Source organism: Micromonospora andamanensis, from assembly GCF_016863495.1.
In the GTDB taxonomy this organism is placed as follows: domain Bacteria; phylum Actinomycetota; class Actinomycetes; order Mycobacteriales; family Micromonosporaceae; genus Micromonospora; species Micromonospora andamanensis.
In genome coordinates this window covers 61,477-82,268 of record NZ_BOOZ01000015.1, presented here as the reverse complement: position 1 = coordinate 82,268, position 20,792 = coordinate 61,477, and the positions used below count along the sequence as shown (strand labels likewise).

Annotated in this window: 20 protein-coding genes; 11 read left to right on the top strand and 9 right to left on the bottom strand. The window is 70.0% G+C overall.

Translation table 11 applies throughout. The features are described from left to right. The first annotated feature begins 355 nt into the window (after positions 1-355). The 8 genes from Van01_RS33490 to Van01_RS15220 all read left to right on the top strand — a co-directional run bounded on the left by Van01_RS33490 (position 356) and on the right by Van01_RS15220 (position 7,624). Positions 356-481 (top strand): hypothetical protein, encoded by a 126-nt coding sequence (locus Van01_RS33490; RefSeq protein WP_275410343.1) that lies wholly within the window; start codon positions 356-358, stop codon positions 479-481. Then, the gene (locus Van01_RS15250) at positions 474-728 is read left to right on the top strand and encodes a phosphopantetheine-binding protein (protein ID WP_204007367.1); all 255 of its coding nucleotides are present in this window, start codon (positions 474-476) and stop codon (positions 726-728) included. Before Van01_RS33490 ends, Van01_RS15250 begins: the two co-directional genes overlap by 8 nt. Positions 729-737: 9 nt before the next feature. After that, entirely contained in the window at positions 738-1,304 is a 567-nt protein-coding gene (locus Van01_RS15245; RefSeq protein ID WP_204007365.1) for a 4'-phosphopantetheinyl transferase family protein, read from the top strand. A gap of 206 nt (positions 1,305-1,510) precedes the next feature. Further along, positions 1,511-3,208, top strand: coding sequence for a fatty acyl-AMP ligase (locus Van01_RS15240; RefSeq protein WP_204007354.1), 1,698 nt, complete (start codon positions 1,511-1,513; stop codon positions 3,206-3,208). A 117-nt stretch (positions 3,209-3,325) separates the two neighbouring features. Continuing rightward, positions 3,326-3,589, top strand: a complete 264-nt coding sequence (locus Van01_RS15235; RefSeq protein ID WP_204007352.1) for an MbtH family protein — start codon at positions 3,326-3,328, stop codon at positions 3,587-3,589. Further along, positions 3,586-4,992: a cation:proton antiporter domain-containing protein gene (locus Van01_RS15230; RefSeq protein WP_204007350.1), complete on the top strand. Its 1,407-nt coding sequence runs from the start codon at positions 3,586-3,588 to the stop codon at positions 4,990-4,992. The genes Van01_RS15235 and Van01_RS15230 overlap by 4 nt, the downstream gene beginning before the upstream one ends. Positions 4,993-5,058: 66 nt before the next feature. Further along, entirely contained in the window at positions 5,059-5,628 is a 570-nt protein-coding gene (locus Van01_RS15225; RefSeq protein ID WP_158240212.1) for a helix-turn-helix domain-containing protein, read from the top strand. Positions 5,629-5,809: 181 nt separating this feature from the next. Further along, a complete protein-coding gene (locus Van01_RS15220) occupies positions 5,810-7,624 on the top strand; it encodes a non-ribosomal peptide synthetase (protein ID WP_204007348.1) in 1,815 nt (604 codons plus the stop codon). A gap of 50 nt (positions 7,625-7,674) precedes the next feature. Here the strand turns inward: Van01_RS15220 and Van01_RS15215 are convergent, their stop codons facing one another. The 4 genes from Van01_RS15215 to Van01_RS15200 all read right to left on the bottom strand — a co-directional run bounded on the left by Van01_RS15215 (position 7,675) and on the right by Van01_RS15200 (position 12,451). Continuing rightward, positions 7,675-9,330 carry a flavin-containing monooxygenase gene (locus Van01_RS15215; RefSeq protein WP_204007346.1) on the bottom strand — a complete coding sequence of 552 codons (1,656 nt, stop codon included), beginning with the start codon at positions 9,328-9,330 and terminating at the stop codon, positions 7,675-7,677. Continuing rightward, complete coding sequence (locus Van01_RS15210; protein WP_204007344.1) at positions 9,249-10,463, bottom strand: cytochrome P450; 1,215 nt, start codon at positions 10,461-10,463, stop codon at positions 9,249-9,251. The genes Van01_RS15215 and Van01_RS15210 overlap by 82 nt, the downstream gene beginning before the upstream one ends. Before the next feature lie 78 nt (positions 10,464-10,541). Continuing rightward, entirely contained in the window at positions 10,542-11,213 is a 672-nt protein-coding gene (locus Van01_RS15205) for a response regulator transcription factor (protein ID WP_204007626.1), read from the bottom strand. A 5-nt stretch (positions 11,214-11,218) separates the two neighbouring features. Continuing rightward, positions 11,219-12,451, bottom strand: coding sequence for a sensor histidine kinase (locus Van01_RS15200; RefSeq protein WP_239093043.1), 1,233 nt, complete (start codon positions 12,449-12,451; stop codon positions 11,219-11,221). Between the two features lie 153 nt (positions 12,452-12,604). Between Van01_RS15200 and Van01_RS15195 the strand changes: the two genes are divergently transcribed. Continuing rightward, positions 12,605-13,024, top strand: coding sequence for a DUF6220 domain-containing protein (locus Van01_RS15195; protein ID WP_204007342.1), 420 nt, complete (start codon positions 12,605-12,607; stop codon positions 13,022-13,024). After that, positions 13,021-14,985 carry a multicopper oxidase family protein gene (locus tag Van01_RS15190; protein WP_204007340.1) on the top strand — a complete coding sequence of 655 codons (1,965 nt, stop codon included), beginning with the start codon at positions 13,021-13,023 and terminating at the stop codon, positions 14,983-14,985. Before Van01_RS15195 ends, Van01_RS15190 begins: the two co-directional genes overlap by 4 nt. A gap of 8 nt (positions 14,986-14,993) precedes the next feature. Here the strand turns inward: Van01_RS15190 and Van01_RS15185 are convergent, their stop codons facing one another. From Van01_RS15185 to Van01_RS15165, 5 genes are all read right to left on the bottom strand, one after another. Then, on the bottom strand, positions 14,994-15,527 hold the full coding sequence (locus tag Van01_RS15185) for a winged helix-turn-helix transcriptional regulator (protein WP_204007337.1): 534 nt from the start codon (positions 15,525-15,527) through the stop codon (positions 14,994-14,996). A gap of 20 nt (positions 15,528-15,547) precedes the next feature. Further along, positions 15,548-16,117 (bottom strand): flavin reductase family protein, encoded by a 570-nt coding sequence (locus Van01_RS15180; protein WP_204007335.1) that lies wholly within the window; start codon positions 16,115-16,117, stop codon positions 15,548-15,550. Positions 16,118-16,208: 91 nt separating this feature from the next. Then, positions 16,209-17,465, bottom strand: a complete 1,257-nt coding sequence (locus Van01_RS15175) for a pyridoxal phosphate-dependent aminotransferase (RefSeq protein WP_204007333.1) — start codon at positions 17,463-17,465, stop codon at positions 16,209-16,211. Positions 17,466-17,514: 49 nt separating this feature from the next. Next, positions 17,515-18,261: an SDR family NAD(P)-dependent oxidoreductase gene (locus Van01_RS15170; protein WP_204007331.1), complete on the bottom strand. Its 747-nt coding sequence runs from the start codon at positions 18,259-18,261 to the stop codon at positions 17,515-17,517. Beyond that, a complete protein-coding gene (locus tag Van01_RS15165; protein WP_204007329.1) occupies positions 18,258-19,025 on the bottom strand; it encodes a thioesterase II family protein in 768 nt (255 codons plus the stop codon). Before Van01_RS15165 ends, Van01_RS15170 begins: the two co-directional genes overlap by 4 nt. A gap of 123 nt (positions 19,026-19,148) precedes the next feature. Between Van01_RS15165 and Van01_RS15160 the strand changes: the two genes are divergently transcribed. After that, positions 19,149-20,774, top strand: coding sequence for a (2,3-dihydroxybenzoyl)adenylate synthase (locus Van01_RS15160; RefSeq protein ID WP_204007327.1), 1,626 nt, complete (start codon positions 19,149-19,151; stop codon positions 20,772-20,774). Positions 20,775-20,792: the final 18 nt, after the last annotated feature.

The window sequence follows — 20,792 nt, the reverse complement described above, 5'->3', positions numbered from 1 at the left end:
GATGACAAAGGCGTCGGCGGAGAACGTTCCTGAGATTCCGGACGAACTCTCTATACGTGATGCGTGCGAAGCGCACAACCGGGTATGCAGAATTAACGGATTGCAGTACGTCGATCAGATGATAGCGTACGGTAGTGTTCCGCCGCTTTGAGCATAAGGGCGGAAGTCCGCGTGGTGCCATGAGATCGGATCGGCGCGTTCGGATTGGCGGGCGGCGTCCTGAAGACGGAGCCCGCTGGCCGTTTCACCGGTTGACCTGTCCGGGCCCATTTCGGACCGGGCGCCGGCGGGACGTTTTGCAGTCACCCGAATGCGCGTTCGGCGCGCACGGGTGAATAAGGGGGATGTGGTGTCTGTGGGTGAGGTCATCGTGACGCTCGACAATTTATCGGGGGCGGTTCAGCTGCCGTTCCTGGACGGCGCGGCGATTTTCCCGGCGTTGGTGGCGACGTTCGCCGACGAGGTCGAGACCAATGGCTGACCAGGTGACGGAGACCCGGCAGCGCATCCGGGAGCTGCTGATCGAGATGCATGGTCCGGACAGCTTCGTCCGGACGGTCTCGGACACCGTGTCGCTGCGGCAGCAGGGCCTGTCCTCGGCCGCGCTGGTCAGCCTGCTGGTCAGGATGGAGGACGCGTTCGGCTTCGAGTGGGACGACGACATCCAACCGGAGGTGCTGCGTTCGATCAGCTCGTTGGCCGAGCACGTCGTGGCGCTGCGCGTGTGAGGTGACTCAGTGACCGCCGTACCCGCGACCCTCGCCACCGGCACACCGGGCACGTACCTCGAATGGCGTCCGGTGGCGCCGCCGTACGGGCCGCGCGAGCAGTTCGCGGCGGGTCGTCAGGCCGCCGCTGCGGCGCTGGCCGCGGCGGGATCGGTGGTCCGGACCGTGCCTCGGGTCGTCGGCGGCCGGCCGGAGTTTCCACGCGGGTATCCCGGGTCCATCGCGCACACCGACCGCCTGGCGGTCGCGGTGGTGGTCCCCGGTGCCGCCGGGGTGGGCGTCGACATCGAGGACGCGGTCCTCACCCGGCGCGTTGTCGATTTTGTCCTGTACGAGTCGGAGCGGCGCAGCTTGCTGGCGCCCGCCGGCGACTACAGCCCGGTCGAACTGTTCTCGGCCAAGGAAGCGGCATTCAAGGCGTTGGACGGGACAGCTGCCGGGGACGGCCTGCTGTTCTGGCGGATCGGGCTGGCCCGCTCCGACGCGGGGCTGGTCGCAGCGTTCGACGGCTTGTCGGTGCCGGTGTGGGTGCGCTCCGAGGGCGGTTGCTCGTTCGCCCTGGCGGTGCGGCGATGAGGCACGTCGGTGTCCGGCGGGTGTGGTTGGTCTGCCCCGACGGCACACCGCGGGCGAAGGGGAACGCGGCGGATCGCGATGGTCCGTCCGTGGGTGACGAGTTGACCGTGCGGGTCGCAGGCCGGACAGGTGCTCCCTGAGCACCGACCTCCGGGCTCGCCACGGGTGGTGAATGGGGCCGTCCTAGGGTGTGAGGAGCGGGGTTGATGAGTGCTGTTGTTCCGGGTTATCCGACGGTGGTGCACGCGCTTGTGGCACAGGCGGAGCGCGGGCCGGACGGCGCGACGATGACTGTCGTGCCCGAGCCGGGGCGGGCGGAGCCTCGCCGGTACGACGCCGTGTTCGACGATGCGTTGCGTTGTGCGGCGGTTCTCGCCGAGTACGGGGTGCGCCGTGGCGACCGGGTGTTGTTCTGTCTGCCGACGAGTTGGACGTTCGTGACGGCGTTCTTCGGCTGCCAACTGCTGGGTGCTGCCCCGACGGCGATCGCGGTGCCGACGAGCTTCGGGCGTGCGTCCGGGTTCGACGGTCAGGTGAAGGAACTGGTGGCCTACCTGCGGCCGGCGGCCGTGGTGGCGAGGGCTGCTGTGGTTCAGGCGTCGGAGGCCGTGGCGGACACGGTGTTCATCGACGGTGACGTGTTGCTGGAGCGTGCAGCGTCCGCCGAGGCGTCGCTGGCGCAGTTCCGCCTGCCCGCCGAGGACGATCTGGCGTTCATCCAGTGCACGTCCGGCTCGACCGGCAGGCCCAAGGGCGTCATGATCTCGCACGCGAACCTGGCCGCCAACCTGACGCAGAGCGTCGCGGCGACCGGATGGTCAGCCGAGGACAGGTCGGTGAGCTGGCTTCCGCTCTACCACGACATGGGGCTCATCTCGGGTCTCATGGTTCCGGTCTACACCGGGAGTGGCAGCGTGCTCATGCCGCCGACGCAGTTTCTGCGCTCGCCTGTCGAGTGGCTGCGCAACATCACCGCGATGGGGGGAACCCTCGCGGCGGCCCCCAACTTCGCCTACGGGTACACCGCCGACCGGGTCCGCGACAGCGACCTCGACGGTGTCGACCTGTCGTCCTGGCGGATGGCGTTCTGCGGCGCGGAGCCCATCCATCCCGGCACCATCAAGCGTTTCGTCGATCGGTTCCAGCAGTGGGGGCTGCGGCAGGACGTGTTCATGCCCTGCTACGGCATGGCCGAGGCCACCCTGACCATCACCATGTCGCCGGGCAACGGCCCGGTCCGGGTCGACACCATCGACCGCACGGCAGCCGTCACCCACGGCCAGGTGATCGATGTCGACCCGGGTGAGGCGAGCGGGATGCAGGTCGTGGCCTGCGGCGTGCCCGTCGCGGGCACCGAGATCCGCATCGTCGACGGGGACGGCAACCCGCTTGGCGACAACCAGATCGGTGACATCCAGTTCCGCAGCCCGGCCCGCACGGTCGGCTACTTCGGCCTGCCGCAGGAGACCGCTGCGGCCATCGCCGAGCCGGACTGGTGGAAGACCGGCGACGTCGGCTACCTGCGAGACGGCGAGATCCGCATCACCGGGCGCTCCAAAGACCTGATCATCATCCGGGGCGCCAACTACTTCCCGTCCGACATCGAGCAGGCCGCCGAATCGGTGCCGGGCGTCCGCCTCGGTACGGTCGTCGCCGTCGGCCACCGACCCGAGGACGGCGACTCCGAGGAACTGCACCTCATCGTCGAGTCGTACGTGCCCACCGATCAGCATGAGCCGCTGCGTCAGGCGATCCGGGCCGCGGTCAGCGCACAGACAGGCGTGCCCGTGGCCCAGGTGCACCTCGTCCCGAGACGCAGCATCCCCAAGACCACGAGCGGAAAGCTGCAACGGGCGAAGGCACGACAGCTGTTCATCGAGAACCCGGCACCCGCGCCGGCCTGACGATCGGTCCTCACCCCCTCGCCGGTCACCACCACACCAGCCACGAGGACTGAGGCCTGCCGCACCCCTGACCCGTCACCGTCCGGAAACCATTCGAGATCCTTAGGGGTTGTCCGCGTGTCCAATCCGTTCGACGACGACAGCACGGAATTCCTGGCCCTCCGCAACAGCGAGGAGCAGTACTCACTGTGGCCGGTGGGCATCACCGTCCCCGACGGTTGGCGGGTGGTGCACGGTCCGGCGCCCCGGCGGGAGGTGATCGACCACATCGACCGGGTCTGGACCGACATGCGACCGAGGAGCCTGCGCGACGCCGGGCCGGCAGCCGGGCGTGCCGGTGCCAGCCCGGACCCGGCCCCGTCGACCGGATCGCGGGCGTGATCACCCTGTCGCCGCGGACCCGCACCCTGCTCGGTGTGGCCCTCGGGCTCGTCGTGCTGGTCAGCACGGTTCCGCTGTGGAGGACGGCCGGGTCACACGACGGAGACTCGCTCACCCGGTTCCTGCTCGCGGTCGCGGTGGTCCTGGTGGCCTGCCAGGCGTTCGCGGCGCTGGCCCGCCGGTTCCGCCAGCCCTCGGTCGTCGGCGAGATGGTCGGCGGCCTGGTGCTCGGTTCGTCGCTGCTCGGCGCGGTCTGGCCGTCCGCGACCGGGTTCCTGTTCCCCCCGGCGGTGATGGAGGGGCTGGACAAGGTCGCGCAACTGGGTCTGGTCATCTTCGTCTTCCTGCTCGGCTGTGAGCTGCGTACCGACCGGATCGAGCGCAAGGGCGTGGTCGGGGCGGTGGTGATCGCCGGCATGGGCCTGCCGTGGTTGGCGGGCATGGGCATCGTGGCCGCCACAGGTGGTCTGTTCGTCGGCTCGCAGGGCTCGCCGGCCGGCACGATGATGTTCGTCGGACTGGCCATGGCGGTGACCGCGTTACCCGTGCTGGCGCGCATCCTCGACGACCTGAAGCTGCGGCACACGAGCGTCGGCGCGCTGTCCATCTCGGCGGCCGCCATCGGCGACGGGCTGCTCTGGCTGGTGCTCGCATTCCTGCTGGCCGGGCAGAGCGCGGGCGGCGGGGGAGTGCGGGTCCTGCTGCTCGGGGCCGCCCTGGTTCTCGTGACGGCGCTGTGCGTACGCCCGCTGCTGGTGGCGCTGGTCCGGCGGCTGGGCTCCAATCAGTCGCTGACCGTGGTACTGGTGGCCGGAGCGATCGGCTACTCGGTGCTCACCCAGTCCATCCAGTTGCATCCGGTGGTCGGCGCCTTTCTCTTCGGCGTCGCTGTTCCGCGCGACTCCCTGGTGGTGGAACGCATCTGCCAGCAGTTGGAGGGCTTCACCTTGCTCATCCTGTTGCCGTTGTTCTTCGCCGGCGTGGGCATGACGACCTCGATCGGGCTGCTGGGCACCACGCCGGTCACCTGGCTGGTGTTCGCGGGGGTGCTCGTGGCGGCGGTGGTAACCAAGATCATCGGGGCGGGCGGCGTGGCCCGGCTCACCGGGATGCCGAACGGCGAAGCGCTGCGGTTCGGGATGCTGATGAACTGCCGAGGGGTGACCGAGCTGGTCGTGCTCAGCATCGGCTACCAGGCCGGCTTCCTCAACCAGCTCGGGTACAGCGTTCTCGTGCTCGTCGCAGTGGTCACCACCGCGGCGACCGGGCCGCTGGTGCGCTGGTCACTACGGCACGACGGGCAGGCCGGACCGTCATCGCGCTCCGAGCCCGACGGACGCGACCACACGCTGGTGACCGACGCACCGGCCAAGCTCCTGAACGGAAAGAAGACAGACCTGTGAGGAGTGTCTCAAGGGTGGCATTTCTTGATTCCCATCGAGACATGGTGGCTATGGGGGATGCAGGCGATGGTCGATGTCAAAAACCGCGTTAAGTTCGTTCGTTGGCCTGCGGAAAGCGACATCCGCGCGGAATGCCACGAGCAGCAGCACCTCTGTCTGCTGATCGTGGAACACGGCGCGGCACCGCCGGACCAACTGAGTCTCTACGAGGACTGGGTGCGCCCACCAATCGGTCGGGAGGACCTCCAGGTCCGGATCCGCCAGTTGGCGGCCCGGGCGGTACTCAACGAGAAGCCGGTGCTGGACCCGGCCGGAATGCTGTACTTCAACAACGCGTCCGTCACACTCTCGCTGATGCAGTGCGAGATGCTGGCGCCGCTGCTGGCCAGATACGGCCAGCTGGTCTACCGGACCGAGCTACGGGAGATTCTGGAGACCTCCGGAGCCAGCTCGTCCAGCAACGCACTCGACCTGCACGTCATGCGGCTCCGCCGCCGGCTGGAGGTCGTCGGCCTGGCGATCCGCACGGTGTGGGGGCGCGGCTTCTTCGTCGAGCCCGGATCACGGGCGTCGACGCCCCAGGTGGACACCCGGCGGACCGTCGCGGCGGCGTCCAGGAGGACCCGACCACGGTGAGCGGACGCGCTGCCGCCAAACCGCCTCCGGTCGGGACCGCGCGGCGCGCGCCACGACGGCCGACGTGCGGTTCGTCGGACCGCGAGCTGATTGAAAGACCCGGGAAAGCGTACGGCAGGACGCCGTGCGACCACGGATAACGTCGTTGCCACATTGGCAGGAAAGCTGCGTCGGAGGCGGAGTGGACACTGTTTCGGAGTTCTTTGAGGCGAGCGCGCTGACGTCCGGTGATGCTCCGTCGGTCGTCTTCGGTGGAACCGTCGTCGGATACGCGGAACTGAACGCCCGGGCCAATCGGCTGGCCCGCCGGCTCATCATGGCCGGTGTGGGACCGGACTCGCTTGTCGCGGTGGCGGTGCCACGCTCGGACACGTTGATCACGGCGGTCCTCGCCGTGCTGAAGGCCGGGGGAGCGTATCTGCCGCTCGATCCGACCTATCCGGCCGAGCGGCTGACGCACATGGTCACCGACTCGCGCGCCGTGCTGTCGTTGCGTACCGAAAGTGTCGCGACGGTGCACCTGGGCGTACCGGAGCTGGTGATCGACGATCCCGCGTTCGTGGCGGCCTGCGCAGGTGAACGCGACGACAACGTCACGCCCGACGAACGGCTGGCATCCCTCACCGCCGACAACCTGATGTACGTCATCTACACCTCCGGCTCCACAGGCGTGCCCAAGGGAGTCGCCCTCACCCACGCCGGGGTGGCAGACCTGGTCTCCACCCAGGCCCGGGTCTACGGCATCCGTCGCGGCGAACGGGTGCTGCAATGGGCGTCGTTCAGCTTCGACGCCTGGTTCTGGGACTTCACGATGGCCCTCATGCACGGCGCGACGCTCGTGATGGCCCCGCAGGACGACCTGATGCCGGGGGAGTCGCTGCGCGACACCATGCTCAGGCACGGGGTGGACCACGCCACGCTACCGCCGGTGGCGTTGAGCATCACCGACAGCGCGGGGCTGCTGCCCGCCGGCACGCTCACCTCCACCGGCGACGTCTGCACCAGGGCCCTGGCGGCGCAGTGGTCGAAGGGCCGGCGGCTGTTCAACGGCTACGGCCCGACCGAGGTGACAGTCGGCACGTCGATCGGCGGACCTGTCGAGGGCGTGCAGGAGGCGGTGAGCATCGGGTCGCCGTGGGACGGCAGCGCGGTGTACGTGCTCGACGAGCGGCTGCGCGATCTGCGTGACGGCGGTGAGGGGGAGCTCTACCTGTCCGGCAGTGGCGTGGCCCGTGGGTACCTGCACCGACCGGGCCTGACCGCGGCCCGGTTCGTCGCCAACCCCTACGGTCCGCCCGGGAGCCGGATGTACCGCTCCGGCGACCGTGGCCGACGCGCGGCCGACGGGGAGCTCTACTTCACCGGCCGGGTCGACGACCAGGTGAAGGTCCGTGGCTTCCGGGTCGAACTCGGCGAGGTCGAGACACGCTTGGAGAGCCACCCGGCGGTGGAGCTGGCCGTGGCGGTGCTGGCCGGCGCCGACGCCTCCACCCAGCACATCGTCGCCTACGTGACCGCGTCCGGGCCACGGGCGATCACGGCGGCGGAGGTACGCGAGCACGCCCGGGCAGCCCTGCCCGAACACATGGTCCCCTCGGCTGTGGTCGTGCTCGACCGGATGCCCACCCTGCTGAACGGCAAGATCGACCGCAAGGCGCTCGCCGAGCGGGCGGCGACGGCTCCGCCCGAGCAGCGCGTCGTTCCGGATCGCGCTCCGTCGTCGGAGTCCGGTACGCCCGCCGGCTACCACGCTGGCGACGGTTCGGGTCCCGCACCGTCGCTCGAGGAACTGCTGTGCGGCCTGGTCGCTGAGACGCTGGAGATCACCGAGGTGACCCCGCAGGACAACTTCTTCGAGCTGGGCGGCCATTCGGTGCTCGCCGCCAAGCTCGCCAGCCGGATGCGCAAGGAGCTGGGCGTGACCGTACCGATGCGTTCGGTCTTCGAGGCCGAGAGCCTGGCCGAGCTGGCCGTCATCATGGCGCGGTCACGGTAGGCGGGAGTCGGGTGCTGCTCGTGCTGTGGGTCGCGGGCAGCACCCGACCGTCAGTAAACCCCGTCCCGTTTCACCAGGCCCACCGCGCCCAGCGCACGGGTGACGCCGGTGAGCGCGGTGGCCAGGACGATCTCCGCGGCGTTGAACGCGACGGGTAGCTCCAGGATCCGGCGCTCTGCGTTCACCCGGTCGCTGTGCGGCCCGTTGAGGCGGAAGACGAGCGGCACCTGCGAACCGCACCACAGGTGGTAGGCCAGGCGCGGGTTGCGGAACACCTCCGGACGCCACGGTGAGCACCCGATCACCCTGGCAAAGTCGATCATGTACCGGTTGTAGTGCACGAGCGTACGCAGCTCGGGGTTGCCGGTGAAGAACTCGTCCTCGTACGCCGCCTGCCGTTTGATCAACTGGTCGAGCTGGTCCGGTGGCGGCAGCGTCCGCTTGCCGCTGCACAACAGCGCGAAGTAGCGGGCCTGCATCTCCGAGCAGGCCGGTACACCACCCGCAGCGGGGCGGGCCCATCCGATGAAGACCACTCCCGTGCCGAGCTCCGGATGGATCATGTGCTTGTACATCTGGCGCACATCGGTGATGTGCACGTCCTTCAGCAGGGTGAAGTCCTCGGTGTACCCGGTGTTCAGCACGATCGTGTCGATCGTCTCCCGCCGGCCATCCTTGAACACGACGTGGTCCGCGCCGAGTCGCTCGATGCCGGAGGCGTTGACCGTCAGCGTGCCGTCGACGATCCGGTGGATGAAAGCCTCGTTCTTGGTCAGAAAATGGTTGAAGAAGCTCTTGTTGTGCGAGTTCCACTCGGCGATCGCCCGACTCGCGGCGGTCTTGCCGAACCGCTTGCCCAGCAACGTACCGACGCGGTGCACAGCGGTGGCTGCCGCCAGCGGCAGTGCGTTCAGCATTTCGGAGGTGTAGGCGTCGTTCGGATGCGGCCGATCACCCGGGAACCGTGCGACGACGGACTGCCACCGGCGCACCGACAGCGTGCAGCTCGCCGCCACCTGGGCGATCTCGTTGACGACGTCGGCAGCGGTTTCGCCGATGCCCAGGCAGAGGACCCGCTTGCCGCGGAACGGTTCGGCGTTGCGGTAGAACGCCGAATGGGTGACCACCCCGGTGAAATCCTCCTGCCCCGGCAGGTTGATCTTGTTCGGAACCCGGTGGGTGCCGCTGGAGACGACGACCGCGTCGAACTGGTGGCTGATCCGGGCGGTGGGATCGTCGACAGGCGCGGTCTCGACCACGTATCCCTCGCCGCTGTCGCTCCTGGCCACGCTCAGCACGTCGGTCCGCGGGCGGATGAGTTGACGCAGGCCGAAGGCGTCGGCGAAGTCGTGGAGGTACTGCCGGTACTCGATCGCCGTCCAGAACCGCCGTTCCTGCTTCTCCGGCGGCGGGAAGCAGGAGAACGCCATCATGTAGTTGGAGATGGTCAGCAGCGTCGAATCGTAGGCGCCCGGCTCGTCGGTACCCGCCCCCGCACGGAACACGCCGCCGAGGTCGGCGTTGTGATCGAAGCAGGTCACGGTGTGGCCCTCGTCCAGCAGTTCCTTCATCGCGATCAGACCCGACGGGCCCGCGCCGATGACACAGACGGCTTTTTTCACTGTCACCTCGACATCTCGAAACGGACGGGCAGGGTGTCGTAGCCGGAGACGAAGTTCGAGTAGATGGGGCGGGGCTTGCCGCACAGCTCCATCCGGCGCACCTGACCGGTCAAGGCGGTGAGCAGCGCCCGCAGCTCGGCGCGACCGAGGAACGCACCGAGGCAGTAGTGCGGGCCGTGGCCGAACGACAGGTGCTTGTTGGGCGACCTCGACAGGGTGAACCGACGCGGCTTGTCGAACACCGATTCGTCGTTGTTCGCCGAGATGTTCCACAGCGTGACGATGTCGTCGGCGCGGATCTGGTGCCCGTGAACCGAAAAGTCGCTGCGGGCGGTGCGCGCCACGTGCATCCCCGGGGTCGCCCAGCGGAGGACCTCCTCCACAGCCGAGTCGAGGTCGACCGCACCGGTCCGCAGGGCGTCCCACTGGTCGGGGTGCTCGATCAGGGCCAGGACGGCACAGATCGCCGAGATCCGGGACGTCTCGTCGCCGCCGAGGATCAGGCTGTAGCAGTTGACCGCGATCTCCTCGACGGTCAGCCGAACCCCGTCCACCTCGGCGCTGGCGAGCATGCTGATCACATCGTCACCGGGCGTGCGCCGCCGATCCTCGGCCAGGTCGACGAAGTAGAGCAGGATCTCGTTACGGGCGCTGAGCGCGTCGAGGTCGCTGCTGTCGGCCCGGTCCGACGACAGGGCCATCTTGTTCCACCGGAGCAGGTCCCTGCGGTCGCCGAGCGGCACCGACAGCAGGTCACATATGGTGTTCATCGGGATCTGGTCGGCGACCTCGGCGGCGAAGTCGAACGAGCCCGCGCCGACGACCGCCGACACCAGTTCGGTGGAGCGGAGCTGGACGTTCGTCACCACCTCGCCGAGCGCCCGTGGGGTGAAGGCGCTGAACATCAGGTTGCGCAGTTTCCGGTGGGACGGCCCGTCGGTGACCGCGAGCATGCTGCCGCCCGCGGAGTCGTTGCCGCGCAGCACCACGTCCAGCACGTTGCCGCGCTCGGAACTGAGCGCCGGATCGTGGTAGAGCGCCTGGACGTCGGCGTACCGGGACACCACCCAGAACCCCGGGTTGCTCTCCGTGGCGGGGTGCCAGTAGACCGGGCTCTCTGCCCGCACGTCCCGCCAGAACGCATGCACGTCGTTGTCGACGAAGGTGGCTGGGTCGACCAGATCCAGGGACCGGCCGCCGGGGGCGGGCTCGCTCATGGCCCGATGGTGACAGCCGGACCACGGTCCCGAATGGACTCTTGCCTGTTCCTTTCCGGACCGGTGCGGGGGACCGGGTCAGTGCTGTTCGGTGTACTGGCCCAGCCCGGTCTGGTAGGCGATCGCCACGAGCTGCGCCCGGTCGCGGGCACCGAGTTTGCCCATCGTCCGGCTGACGTGCGTGCGCGCGGTGGCGGGGCTGAGGAACAGCGCGGCGCCGATCTCGTCGTTGCTCAGCCCCTGCGCCACCAGCACGAGCACCTCACGCTCGCGGTCGGTGAGCACCGCGAGTCGGTCCTCGCCCGCCTGCGCGGCCTTACGCCGGGCCGTGAACTGACTGATCAGCCGACGGGTGACCCGAGGGGCGAGCAGCGCGTCGCCGGCGGCGATGACCCGGATGGCGTGCAGCAGCTCGGCGGGGCCGGCATCCTTGAGCAGGAAGCCACTGGCACCCGCCTGGAGAGCCTCGAAGACGTTCTCGTCGGTGTCGTAGGTGGTGAGGATGAGTATGCGGACCCGGTCCATGCCGGGCATCTCGACGATCTGCTCCGCCGCGCGGATGCCGTCGAGGCGCGGCATCCGGATGTCCATGAGGACGACATCGGGCCGGGTGGCGCGAGCCAGCTCGACGGCCTCGGCCCCGTTCGTGGCCTCACCGACGACTGTGATGTCGTCCTCCAGGTCGAGCAGCAGCCGGAATCCGGAACGGACCAGCCGCTCGTCGTCGGCGAGCAGCACCTTGATGGACATGTCGGTCACGGGCGTGGCGCAACCGGCGCGAGCGGCAGGCGGGCGACGACCTCGAAGCCACCGCCGGGGCGGGACGTCGCGTGCAGTTCACCGCCGAGTAGTTGGCAGCGTTCCCGCATGCCGATGATGCCCCGGCCGCTCGACGGCGGACCGGCGCCCACCGCGACGAGCACCGGATCGCTGGTGCCCTCGTCCGTCACGCGGATGCCCAGTGTGTCGGAATCGACCTCGACCGATACGGTCACCCGGGTTGGTCCGACGTGGCGGATCACGTTGGTGATCGACTCCTGGATGATGCGGTAGGCCGCGCTGTCCACAGCGCTCGGCAAGGGCGCCACGTCCGAACTCTTCTCGATGCTGACGTCGAGGCCGGCCTCACGGGCCTTGCTGGCGAGTGCGTGGAGCTGGTCGAGACCCGGGTGGGGTTCACGGCCGTCGTCCTCGCGCAGAACCCCGAGCACCGCACGCATCTCGTGCAGCGCCCGCGAGCTGGTCTGTTCGATGGCCCGCAACGCGTCGCGGGCCTGGGCGGGCCGCTTGTCGAGTACGTGCGCGGTGACGCTGGCCTGCACGTTGATGATGGCGATGGCGTGCGCGACGGTGTCGTGGACCTCGCGGGCGATCCGCAGCCGTTCGGCGTCGACCCGGGCCCGGGTCTCCTCCTCGCGGGCCCGCTCGGCCATTTCGGCCCGCCGCTGCGCGTCGGCGGCGATGACCCTGCGGGATCGTACGGACTCACCGAGCGTGATGCTGATGACCGAGGCCCCGATCCGCAGGAGAACCCAGGCCACTGCTTCCCTCGGCTGGACGTCAGCCCCAGCGATCAACCATCCGACGGACAGCACCGCGGTGCCCGTACCCGCGATCAGCAGGAACCGGCGTCCGTCGCCGTAGGCGGCGAGGGTGTACAGGGCGACGAACAGCCCGAGGCAGGCCAGCCGGTCGGGGAACCCGAGGCCGAAGTAGACGAGGCTCGCCACCCCGGTGACCACGAACACGGCGACCGGCCACCGGCGACGGAAGACGATGACCAGGCCGCTCAGCAGCACCAGGAGGTAGCCGGCGTAGCCGAAGTCCGACGTGGGTCGGGCGACCGGCTCGGGAAGGACAGCACCGTAGTCGCTGACGCTCTGCACCTGGACCACTGTGACGAAGAGTGCCAGCAGGACGTCTGCGAACCAGGCGGGCCGCCGGGCGAGCCAGGCCCGCAGTCGTTCCGGCATCGCCCGCAGGTTCATGCCGCGATCCTACGACACCCGGCACACGCTCCGGTGCGTGGCCGACTACGCCCTGCGACGTATCTGGGCCGACTCCTGGTACGCGGATCCGCGTACCAGGTGCCACGTCTCGCCCCACGCGCGACAGGTGGACCGAACACGATGATCTGTGCCATGAAGAAGCTCTTCGCGGGCCTGGCGTCACTGTTGCTGCTCGCCGAGGTCGCACAGTTCTATCTCGCTGCCAGTGGGGCGTTCGACTCCGCGCCGATCGAGGAAGCGTTCTCCCCCCACCGCATCCTCGGGTATCTGATCCTCTTCTTCGCCGCGTTGCTCGCGGTCGTCTCCGCGATCGCCCGAATGCCTGGCCGGGTCATCGGCAGGACGGCCATGGTGGCCGGGCTGGTGCTCATCCAGTCGCTGATCCGGGAGGTCGCCAGGTCCTTCGGCGAGGGCTCCGAGACGGGTCACCTCATCTTCGGCGTGCACGCCGTCAACGGGCTGATCATCGTCGGGGTCACCATCTGGGTGGTGCGGGAGGCTCGCCAGATCGCCTGGCAGCGCACCGAGCTCAGCCACGCGACCCGGTCATGACCACTGCGGCGCTGACCGTCCTGGACCATGCCTGGGCGCTGCTCGGCGCCGGCGCGTGGCTCGCCGCCGGGGTGACCGCGGCGCTGGGCCGCGCCAGGGCAGCCCTGGTGCTGCTCGTCGCGGGGCTGGTGCTCACCCTCGCCAAGGCCGGGTCAGTGGCGGTGCTGGCCGGGCGGGGCTGGTGGTTCGTCCAGGAGAAGGTGCTGCTCGGCATGCCGCTGCTCGCGACCGCCGCGCTGGTCGCGGCGGTGGTCGCCGGGCCGCCGCTGCGCGCGTGGGCCACCGGAGCGCCCCGGCGGCTCGGCCGGGAGCGGGCCGGCACCGTCGCGCTGTTCACCGCCGGGTACGCCGCGTTGGCCGGCTTCGTGGTCACCTACCTCGTCGGCTATCCGCTGACCCTGCCGACGGCGTTGATCGCGGTAGGTGTGGTGGTGGCGGCCGCGTTGCTCACCGCGCGGTCGCTCCCGGCGCCGCACGTGGACGTCGTGGGGGAGGAGGCCCCGAACGCCGGGCCGAGCCTGTCCCGCCGTGGCTTCCTCGGCGTCGCCGGTGGCGTGGTCGCGATCGGTGCGACAGGCACCGGCGCGAGCCTGTCGGTGCTCTCCGCCGCCCCCGGCCCCACGGTGGGCGGCGGCCCCGGTCCCAGCCGCCGGCCCACCGTGTCGGTGGCCGACCTGCGCGGGCCGGACACCCCCGCGCCGGGCGGCGTGCGACGCGCGTACGGGGTGACCGCCCGCAAGGCCGCCGTGCGTCTGCCGTCCGGGCAGGACGTCGACGCCTGGACCTTCGACGGTGCGGCGCCCGGCCCTCAGCTCACCGCCACCGAGGGTGACCTCATCGCGGTGCGGCTTGTCAATCAGGACATCGACGAGGGCGTGACCATGCACTGGCACGGCTACGACGTGCCGTGCGGGGAGGACGGCGTGCCGGGCCTCAGCCAGCCGGCGGTCGCGCCGGGCGACGCGTTCGTCTACCGGTTCCGCGCCGACCAGGTCGGGACGTACTGGTATCACACCCATTACGCCTCCCATGTCGGCGTGCGGCGTGGCCTCTACGGGGTGCTCGTCGTGGCTCCCCGCACGGATCCCGACCCCGCGGATCTGGACGTGGTCGTCCCGGTGCACACCTTCACCGGCGGCGCGGCGGTCGCGGGTGTCGAGCATGTCGCGGCGGCGGGTTCGACGGTCCGGTTGCGCCTGGTCAACACCGACTCCGACCCGCGTCGTTTCGCGCTGGCGGGTAGCTCGTACCGGGTGGTCGCGGTGGACGGCCGTGACCTGCAGGGCCCCGGTGAGACCAGTCGGACGGCGGTACGGGTCGCTGCGGGTGGGCGGCGCGACCTGGTGTTCGTCATGCCGGAGACCGCCGTGGCGCTGTTCGTCGACGGTGTGGTCGCGGTGTGGCTGCGACCCCGCTCGGACGCGCCCGACGGCGAGGCGGCCACGCAGGACACCGCCGCGTGGCCGGAACTCGACCTGCTCACCTACGGCACCTCGACCCCCGTACCGTTGCGCACCGCGTCCGTGGACCGGCAGTTCACCCTCGTGCTCGACCGGGGGCTGGCCATGGTCGACGGACGCCCCGCGTTCGCGCAGACGGTCAACGGGCGTGGCCACCCGTCGATTCCGGACCAGCTCGTCGCCGAGGGCGACGTCGTCCGGTTCACAGTGGTCAACCGCAGTCTGGAGACCCATCCCTGGCACCTGCACGGCCATCCGGTGCTGATCCTGTCCCGCAACGGCCAGCCGTCCTCGGGCAGTCCGCTCTGGATGGACACCTTCGACGTGCGCCCGGGCGAGGTGTGGGAGGTCGTCTTCCAGGCCAACAACCCTGGCATCTGGATGAACCACTGCCACAACCTGCCACACGCCGATCAGGGCATGATGCTGCGCCTACGGTACGACGGCGTCAGCACGCCGTTCCACGGCGCACATGCGGCGGGGCACCGCCATCCGTCCTGACGACATACTCAGGGGGTAAGCATGATCTTCGGGTACCGCGCGGTGACCATCTCGCTGGCCTTCGGACCCCGGGCGAACACCACGTTCTCGGTGTCGAGACGCCGACCCGTCCGCCGGTCCACCACTATCGGGTCCACCTCCACGCCGGTGTCGGTGTCGACCAGGATGACGCTGCGATCCTGCGGGGCGAGCCGATGGTTGCCCCACGCCGCGATGACCAGCAACAGCGGGCGGAGCGTCCGGCCCAGGGGCGTCAGCCGGTACTCCCGGCCGTCGGTGTTCGGGGCCCCGACCGCCGGCTCGACCAGACCTCTGTCGCGAAGGTCACCGAAACGCTCCAGCAGCAGCTCGGTGGGCGTTCCGAGGTTGTGCTGGATGGCCCCGAACGTGGTGTGGCCGTTGAAGATCTCGTGCAGGATCTCCAACGTCCACCAGGCGCCCACGACCTCCACGGTGCGCCCCAGCGGACAGTCGGGGATCCGGGCCCTGGGGCCGGACGGACGAGGCGCGTCGTGCTGTGCGCCGGTGCGGACACTGCTCATCTGCACTCCAGGTATCTCGTTCACCTTCGGCCGTCCGGGCCCGTCCCGTCGGGTTCGGACGCCGGGGTGACGGCCAGCGACCAGTACCGCCGCATGCCGTACAGCAGCGGGCTCACCGGGGCGACCGCGTGGGTGCGGACCCGCAACACCGTCCCGAAGACCACGACGTGGTCCCCGACGGGCAGGGCCTTGCTGACGCGGCAGTCCGCGGTCGTGTGGGCGTCGTCGACCAGGTGCGGCATCCCGGACTCCGGATCCGGGACCCACCCGACCTTCTCGAAGCGGTCCGGTGCGCCGGAGGCGAACAGCTGCGCGACCGGCTCGGCGTGGTCGCGTAACAGGTTCACCGCGAAGGCGGACACGTCGAGCAGGGCCGCCAGTGTCGGACTCGCGGCGCGTAGGCACACCAGCAGCGTCGGCGGCTGGAGCGCGACGCTGCACACCGACGAACAGGTCATCCCCCACGGAACGCCGTCCCGCGCCGCGGTCGTGACGATGGCCACCCCGGCGGGGTGGGCGGCCATGAGGGAGCGGAACTGCGCCGGGTCGACAAGTGGCGGCGCGACGATGCCTGTCACGGGCTCCGGCATGGTGTGCCCTCCTCCTCGCTCGAACGCACAGGGAACGTCCCGGGCTGCCGTACCTGCCGGCGCGCCGCTGGCCCGACGGCAGGTCTCCGGCTCATCCCGCGGACCGGTGACCCGCACCGCCGCACTCGTCGACGAACTCCAGGATCCGGCGCACCCCGGTCTCCAACCAGCCGGGATCCACGCAGAACGCGACCCGGACCAGATGCTGTGCCCAGGGCGCGTAGTCGTGGGCACGGATGTGCCCCCGGTCGTCGAGCTGGGGACGCATGGCGAAGCCGTTGCCGGCGACCACGGCGACGCCCTTGCGCTCCAGCAGACGCAGCGCGAACGTCTCGGCGTCCAGCCCGGTGCTGGCCACGTCGAGCATCGCGTACCAGCCCCCGGCGGGCAGCTCGTCCAGTAACCCGGCCTTGACCAGCGGCGGCAGGGCCACGTCCCGGTTACGCTGCACCAGCTTCCGGTTGGTGGCGGCGGCGTCGGACCGGCTGGCCAGCGCGGCGACCCCGGCGTGCTGCACCGGGGTGTTGGTACCGATGATGTTCGCCTCCTGGACCACCCGCATGACATCGGCGGCGCGGTCGTTCGCCAACACGACGTATCCGAGCCGGTAGCCGGTCATCGCGAAGCTCTTGGAGAAGCTGAAGACGCTGTGCACGATGCGCTCGTCGACAGGCAGGTCGCGCTCCAGAGAGGCGACGGAGAGGTGTTCGCGCTCGTAGCAGAAGTGCTCGTACGCCTCGTCGCTGACCACGTGCCAACCCCGGGTACGGGCCAGGTCGAGCAGGGCACTGATCTCGTCGGGGGTCAGCACCACACCTGTTGGATTGGCTGGCGAATTGATCAGCAACACCCTGGTCCGGGGGCCGGCGACGGCCGCGATCCGCTCGACCTCGGGTCGGAAACCGGGCCCGAGCGGGTAGAACACCGGCCGCAGCCCGGCGAGCAGACTCTGCTGCAGATGGACCGGCCAGTGCAGTTCCGGCAGGAGGATCTCGGCGCCCGGCTCGCTGAGGGTCTGCAGCAGGGCGGCAAGTCCCTCACACGAGCCCGGGGTGACGAGGACCCGGTCGACAACCGTGTCCACCCCGTTGTCCGTCCGCAGCTTCTCCACAGCCGCCTCGCGCAGCTCGGGCAGACCGTCCGGGCCCGTGTACTTGGTGTCGCCACGGCGGACCGCGGCGACGAAGGCGTCAGCGACGTTCTGCGCCGGGTGGAAGTAGGGGTCGCCGACGTGCAGCTTCACCACCTCGGCGCCGGTGCGCCGCTCGGCTTCCTGGGCAGCGCGGAAGATGGTGTGCAGGCACGACGAGGGGATGAAGCTGGCAGCGGACGAGATTTCGGGGCTCACGCTCTGACCACCTCTGTTTCGTTAAGGTTGGTACCTGACTGGGCAGGTCTCATGCGGTGCGACCGCCGTCGACCGGAATCAGCGCGCCGGTGACCCAGCCCGACAGCGCCGGGTCGATGAGCGTGCAGACCCACTGGCCGATCTCGGCGGGGTCTCCGAAACGCCCCATCGGGGTCGACGCGACCAGGTCGGTCCGGAGCCGCTCGATGCCTGTGTCGTCCAGCCCGGTTCCGGTCCACAACGGTGTGTCCACCGGCCCCGGCAGAATGGCGTTCACCCGTACGTCCGGTGCGAGTTCGCGGGCCAGGGACCGGGTGAGGCTGTTCAGCGCCGCCTTGGTCGCGCCGTAGTAGGCCCGTCCGGGCATCGACAGGACGCCGCCGACCGAGGAGACGTTGACGATGCTGCCCCTGCTGGCCCGCAGCAGCGGCACCCCGCACCGGATCAGGTCGGCGGGCGCCCGGACGTTCACCGCGAACATCTCGTCGAGGTGCGCCGGATCGAGTGTCTCGATCGGACCGAACCGGGCCAGGCCCGCGTTGTTGACCACCGCGTCGAGGCCGCCGAAGGTTTCGGCGGCGACCGTGACGACCCGGTCGGCGGTGTCCGGGGCACGGACGTCCGCGGCCACGACCGCCACGGCGGACGGGTACCGGTCCGCCAGCGCCCGCAACTGTTGTTCGCGGCGGCCGACGATCGTCACGTTGGCCCCCGCCTTCACCAGGCACTCGGTGATTCCCAGGCCGATTCCGGTGCCGGCGCCGGTGACCACGACCGACCTGCCGTCGAGCGTCACCGTCGCACACCGCCTGCCGTCAGGGCCGCCACGATGTCGGCGACCAGCTCGTCCGGGTGGGCGAGCAACTGGAAGTGGCCGCCCGGCCAGGCACGCATGCTGAACGCGGCGTTGCTCACCCCGGCCCACCCGGCGACCCGGTCGGCGTCGACGAGCGGGTCGTCGGTGTTGTAGTAGCCGCGCACGGGGCAGCCCAACGGGGCGGCGTCCGGCGCGGGGCGGTAGGTCTCGTGCACGGTGATGTCCGATCGGAGCACTGGCAGCAGCAGGTCGCGTAGTTCGGGCTCGTCGGCGATGTCCGGCTCGATCCCGCCGAGCTTCGTCACTGCCGACCACAGGTCCTCGTCGTCGAGCTGGTGGGTGGTCCCGCCGCCGGCCAGCCAGGGCCCGGCCGCGCCGGAGACGAACAGGTGCCGCACGGGATCGCCGTGGTCCCGCAGCACCCGCGCCGTCTCGTAGGCGACGAGCGCGCCCAGGCTGTGTCCGAACAGCGCGTACCGGGTGGGCGGCAGCCGAAGCAGCTCTGCGGCCACCTGGGTCGCCATCTCGGCGATGCTGGTGACGGGATCCTCGGCCAGCCGGTCGGCGTGGCCCGGGTACTGCACGGCGTGTAGCGCGACACCGGCGGGCAGCGCAGCGGACCAGGGGCGGTAGACCGCCGCCGTGCCTCCGGAGTGCGGGAAGCAGACCAGCCGTGCGGTGGGGTCGTCGACGCTGGTGAGCGTCCGGACCCACCTCCGGTTGGATCTCCGTGTTCGGCTCACGACATCGAGCGTCACCGAGTCCGCTCGATCATCCGGACAATCTGTCAAGGCTCTGTCGGGTGCGACGCGGCCTTTGGGCTGCTACCGGAATCTGGTATTGCCGCACCGAAGGAGGACACACAGATGCTGGACGGGTTCGTGCCCTGGCCGCCCGACGTCGCCGAGCGCTACCGACGTGCCGGTTACTGGCGAGGTTTGTCCCTTCGGCAGCTCTTTGACGACAGTGTCCGCCGTCATCCGGACAAGGTGGCCGCGGTGGACGCCACCCGCCGCGTCACCTACGCGGAGCTGGCGGACGAGACCGACCGGATCGCCGCAGGTCTGCTCGATCTCGGCATCGGCAGCCGCGACCGTCTGGTCCTGCACCTGCCCAACGTGAACGAGTTCCTGTCAGTCCTGTTGGCGGTGTTCAGCATCGGCGCGATTCCGGTGCTGGCCCTGCCCGGTCACCGCCGCGACGAGATCACCCACCTGGCCCGCGCCTCGGACGCGGTGGCCTACCTCGGACCGGACCGCTTCCAGGGGTTCGACCACCGGGCGCTGGCCCGTCAGCTCCGCGCCGACGTGCCGAGCGTGCGGCACGTCGTGATCGCCGGCGACAGCGCCGAGTTCACCTCGCTTGCCGAGCTGGCCAGGTCCGAGCCGCGACAACTGCCGCCGGTCGACGCCGCCGAGATCGCACTGCTGCTGCTCTCCGGCGGCACCACGGGGGTGCCGAAGTTGATCCCCCGCACCCATGACGACTACGCCTACAACATCTTCGCCTGCGCCGAGGTGACCGGATTCGGCGCGGAGAGCGTCTACCTCGCGGCCAACCCCGTACCGCACAACGCCGCGCTCGGCTGTCCCGGCGTGTTGGGCGCGTTGCTCGTCGGCGGAAAGGCGGTCCTGGCCGCCAACCCGAGCCCGGACCACGTCTTCCCGTTGATCGGTCGGGAGGGCGTCACCCACACCGCTCTGGTGCCGGCACTCGCGCTGCTGTGGACCGAGGCGGCGCAGAGCATGCCTGTCGACATGAGCGGCATGACCATCCAGGTGGGCAGCTCGAAGTTCGGCCCGACCGCGGCCCAACGGGTCAGCTCGGGCCTGCGGTGCCGCCTCATGAACGTCTACGGCATCGGCGAGGGGCTGATCACCCACACGCGTCTCGACGATCCGCTGGAAGTGGTCTACACCACCGAGGGCACGCCGATCTGCCCGGACGACGAGGTGAAGATCGTCGACCCCGAGGACGGTACGCTCCCGGCCGGGGTGACAGGCGAGTTGCTCACCCGTGGCCCGTACACGATCCGGGGCTACTTCGCCGCGCCGGAGCACAACCGGCGGGCGTTCACCGCCGACGGGTTCTACCGCACAGGTGACCTGGCCAAGCTCACCGAGGACGGGCGCATCGTCATCGAGGGCAGGCTCAAGGACATCATCCACCACTTCGGCGAGAAGGTCTCGGCCGAGGAGGTGGAGGGCCACGTGTTGACGTACCCGTCGGTGCGGGACGCCGCTGTCGTCGGCATCCCGGATGACGCCATCGACGAACGCATCTGCGTGTTCGTGGTGCTCACCGCCGAAGCGGAGGAGGCGGGGACGCCGCCGACGCTGCGCGCGATCCGGGAGCACATCCGCGACCGTGGGTTGGCGCCGTACAAGCTGCCCGACGAGCTGGTCGTCGTGCCGGACCTGCCGCGTACGCCCGTGGGCAAGATCGACAAGAGTGCCCTGCGCGCGGGGCGGCGTGAGCTCCAGCACCGCTGAGCCACCGCCCGGGCACCT

What these genes read in the sequence shown, in the direction of transcription:
- Van01_RS15250 (WP_204007367.1), top strand. Translation starts at nt 474, where the DNA reads ATGGCTGACCAGGTGACGGAGACCCGGCAGCGCATCCGGGAGCTGCTG.
- Van01_RS15240 (WP_204007354.1), top strand. Translation starts at nt 1,511, where the DNA reads ATGAGTGCTGTTGTTCCGGGTTATCCGACGGTGGTGCACGCGCTTGTG.
- Van01_RS15225 (WP_158240212.1), top strand. Translation starts at nt 5,059, where the DNA reads ATGGTCGATGTCAAAAACCGCGTTAAGTTCGTTCGTTGGCCTGCGGAA.
- Van01_RS15210 (WP_204007344.1), bottom strand. Translation starts at nt 10,463, where the DNA reads ATGAGCGAGCCCGCCCCCGGCGGCCGGTCCCTGGATCTGGTCGACCCA.
- Van01_RS15205 (WP_204007626.1), bottom strand. Translation starts at nt 11,213, where the DNA reads ATGTCCATCAAGGTGCTGCTCGCCGACGACGAGCGGCTGGTCCGTTCC.
- Van01_RS15200 (WP_239093043.1), bottom strand. Translation starts at nt 12,451, where the DNA reads ATGAACCTGCGGGCGATGCCGGAACGACTGCGGGCCTGGCTCGCCCGG.
- Van01_RS15195 (WP_204007342.1), top strand. Translation starts at nt 12,605, where the DNA reads ATGAAGAAGCTCTTCGCGGGCCTGGCGTCACTGTTGCTGCTCGCCGAG.
- Van01_RS15190 (WP_204007340.1), top strand. Translation starts at nt 13,021, where the DNA reads ATGACCACTGCGGCGCTGACCGTCCTGGACCATGCCTGGGCGCTGCTC.
- Van01_RS15185 (WP_204007337.1), bottom strand. Translation starts at nt 15,527, where the DNA reads ATGAGCAGTGTCCGCACCGGCGCACAGCACGACGCGCCTCGTCCGTCC.
- Van01_RS15180 (WP_204007335.1), bottom strand. Translation starts at nt 16,117, where the DNA reads ATGCCGGAGCCCGTGACAGGCATCGTCGCGCCGCCACTTGTCGACCCG.
- Van01_RS15160 (WP_204007327.1), top strand. Translation starts at nt 19,149, where the DNA reads ATGCTGGACGGGTTCGTGCCCTGGCCGCCCGACGTCGCCGAGCGCTAC.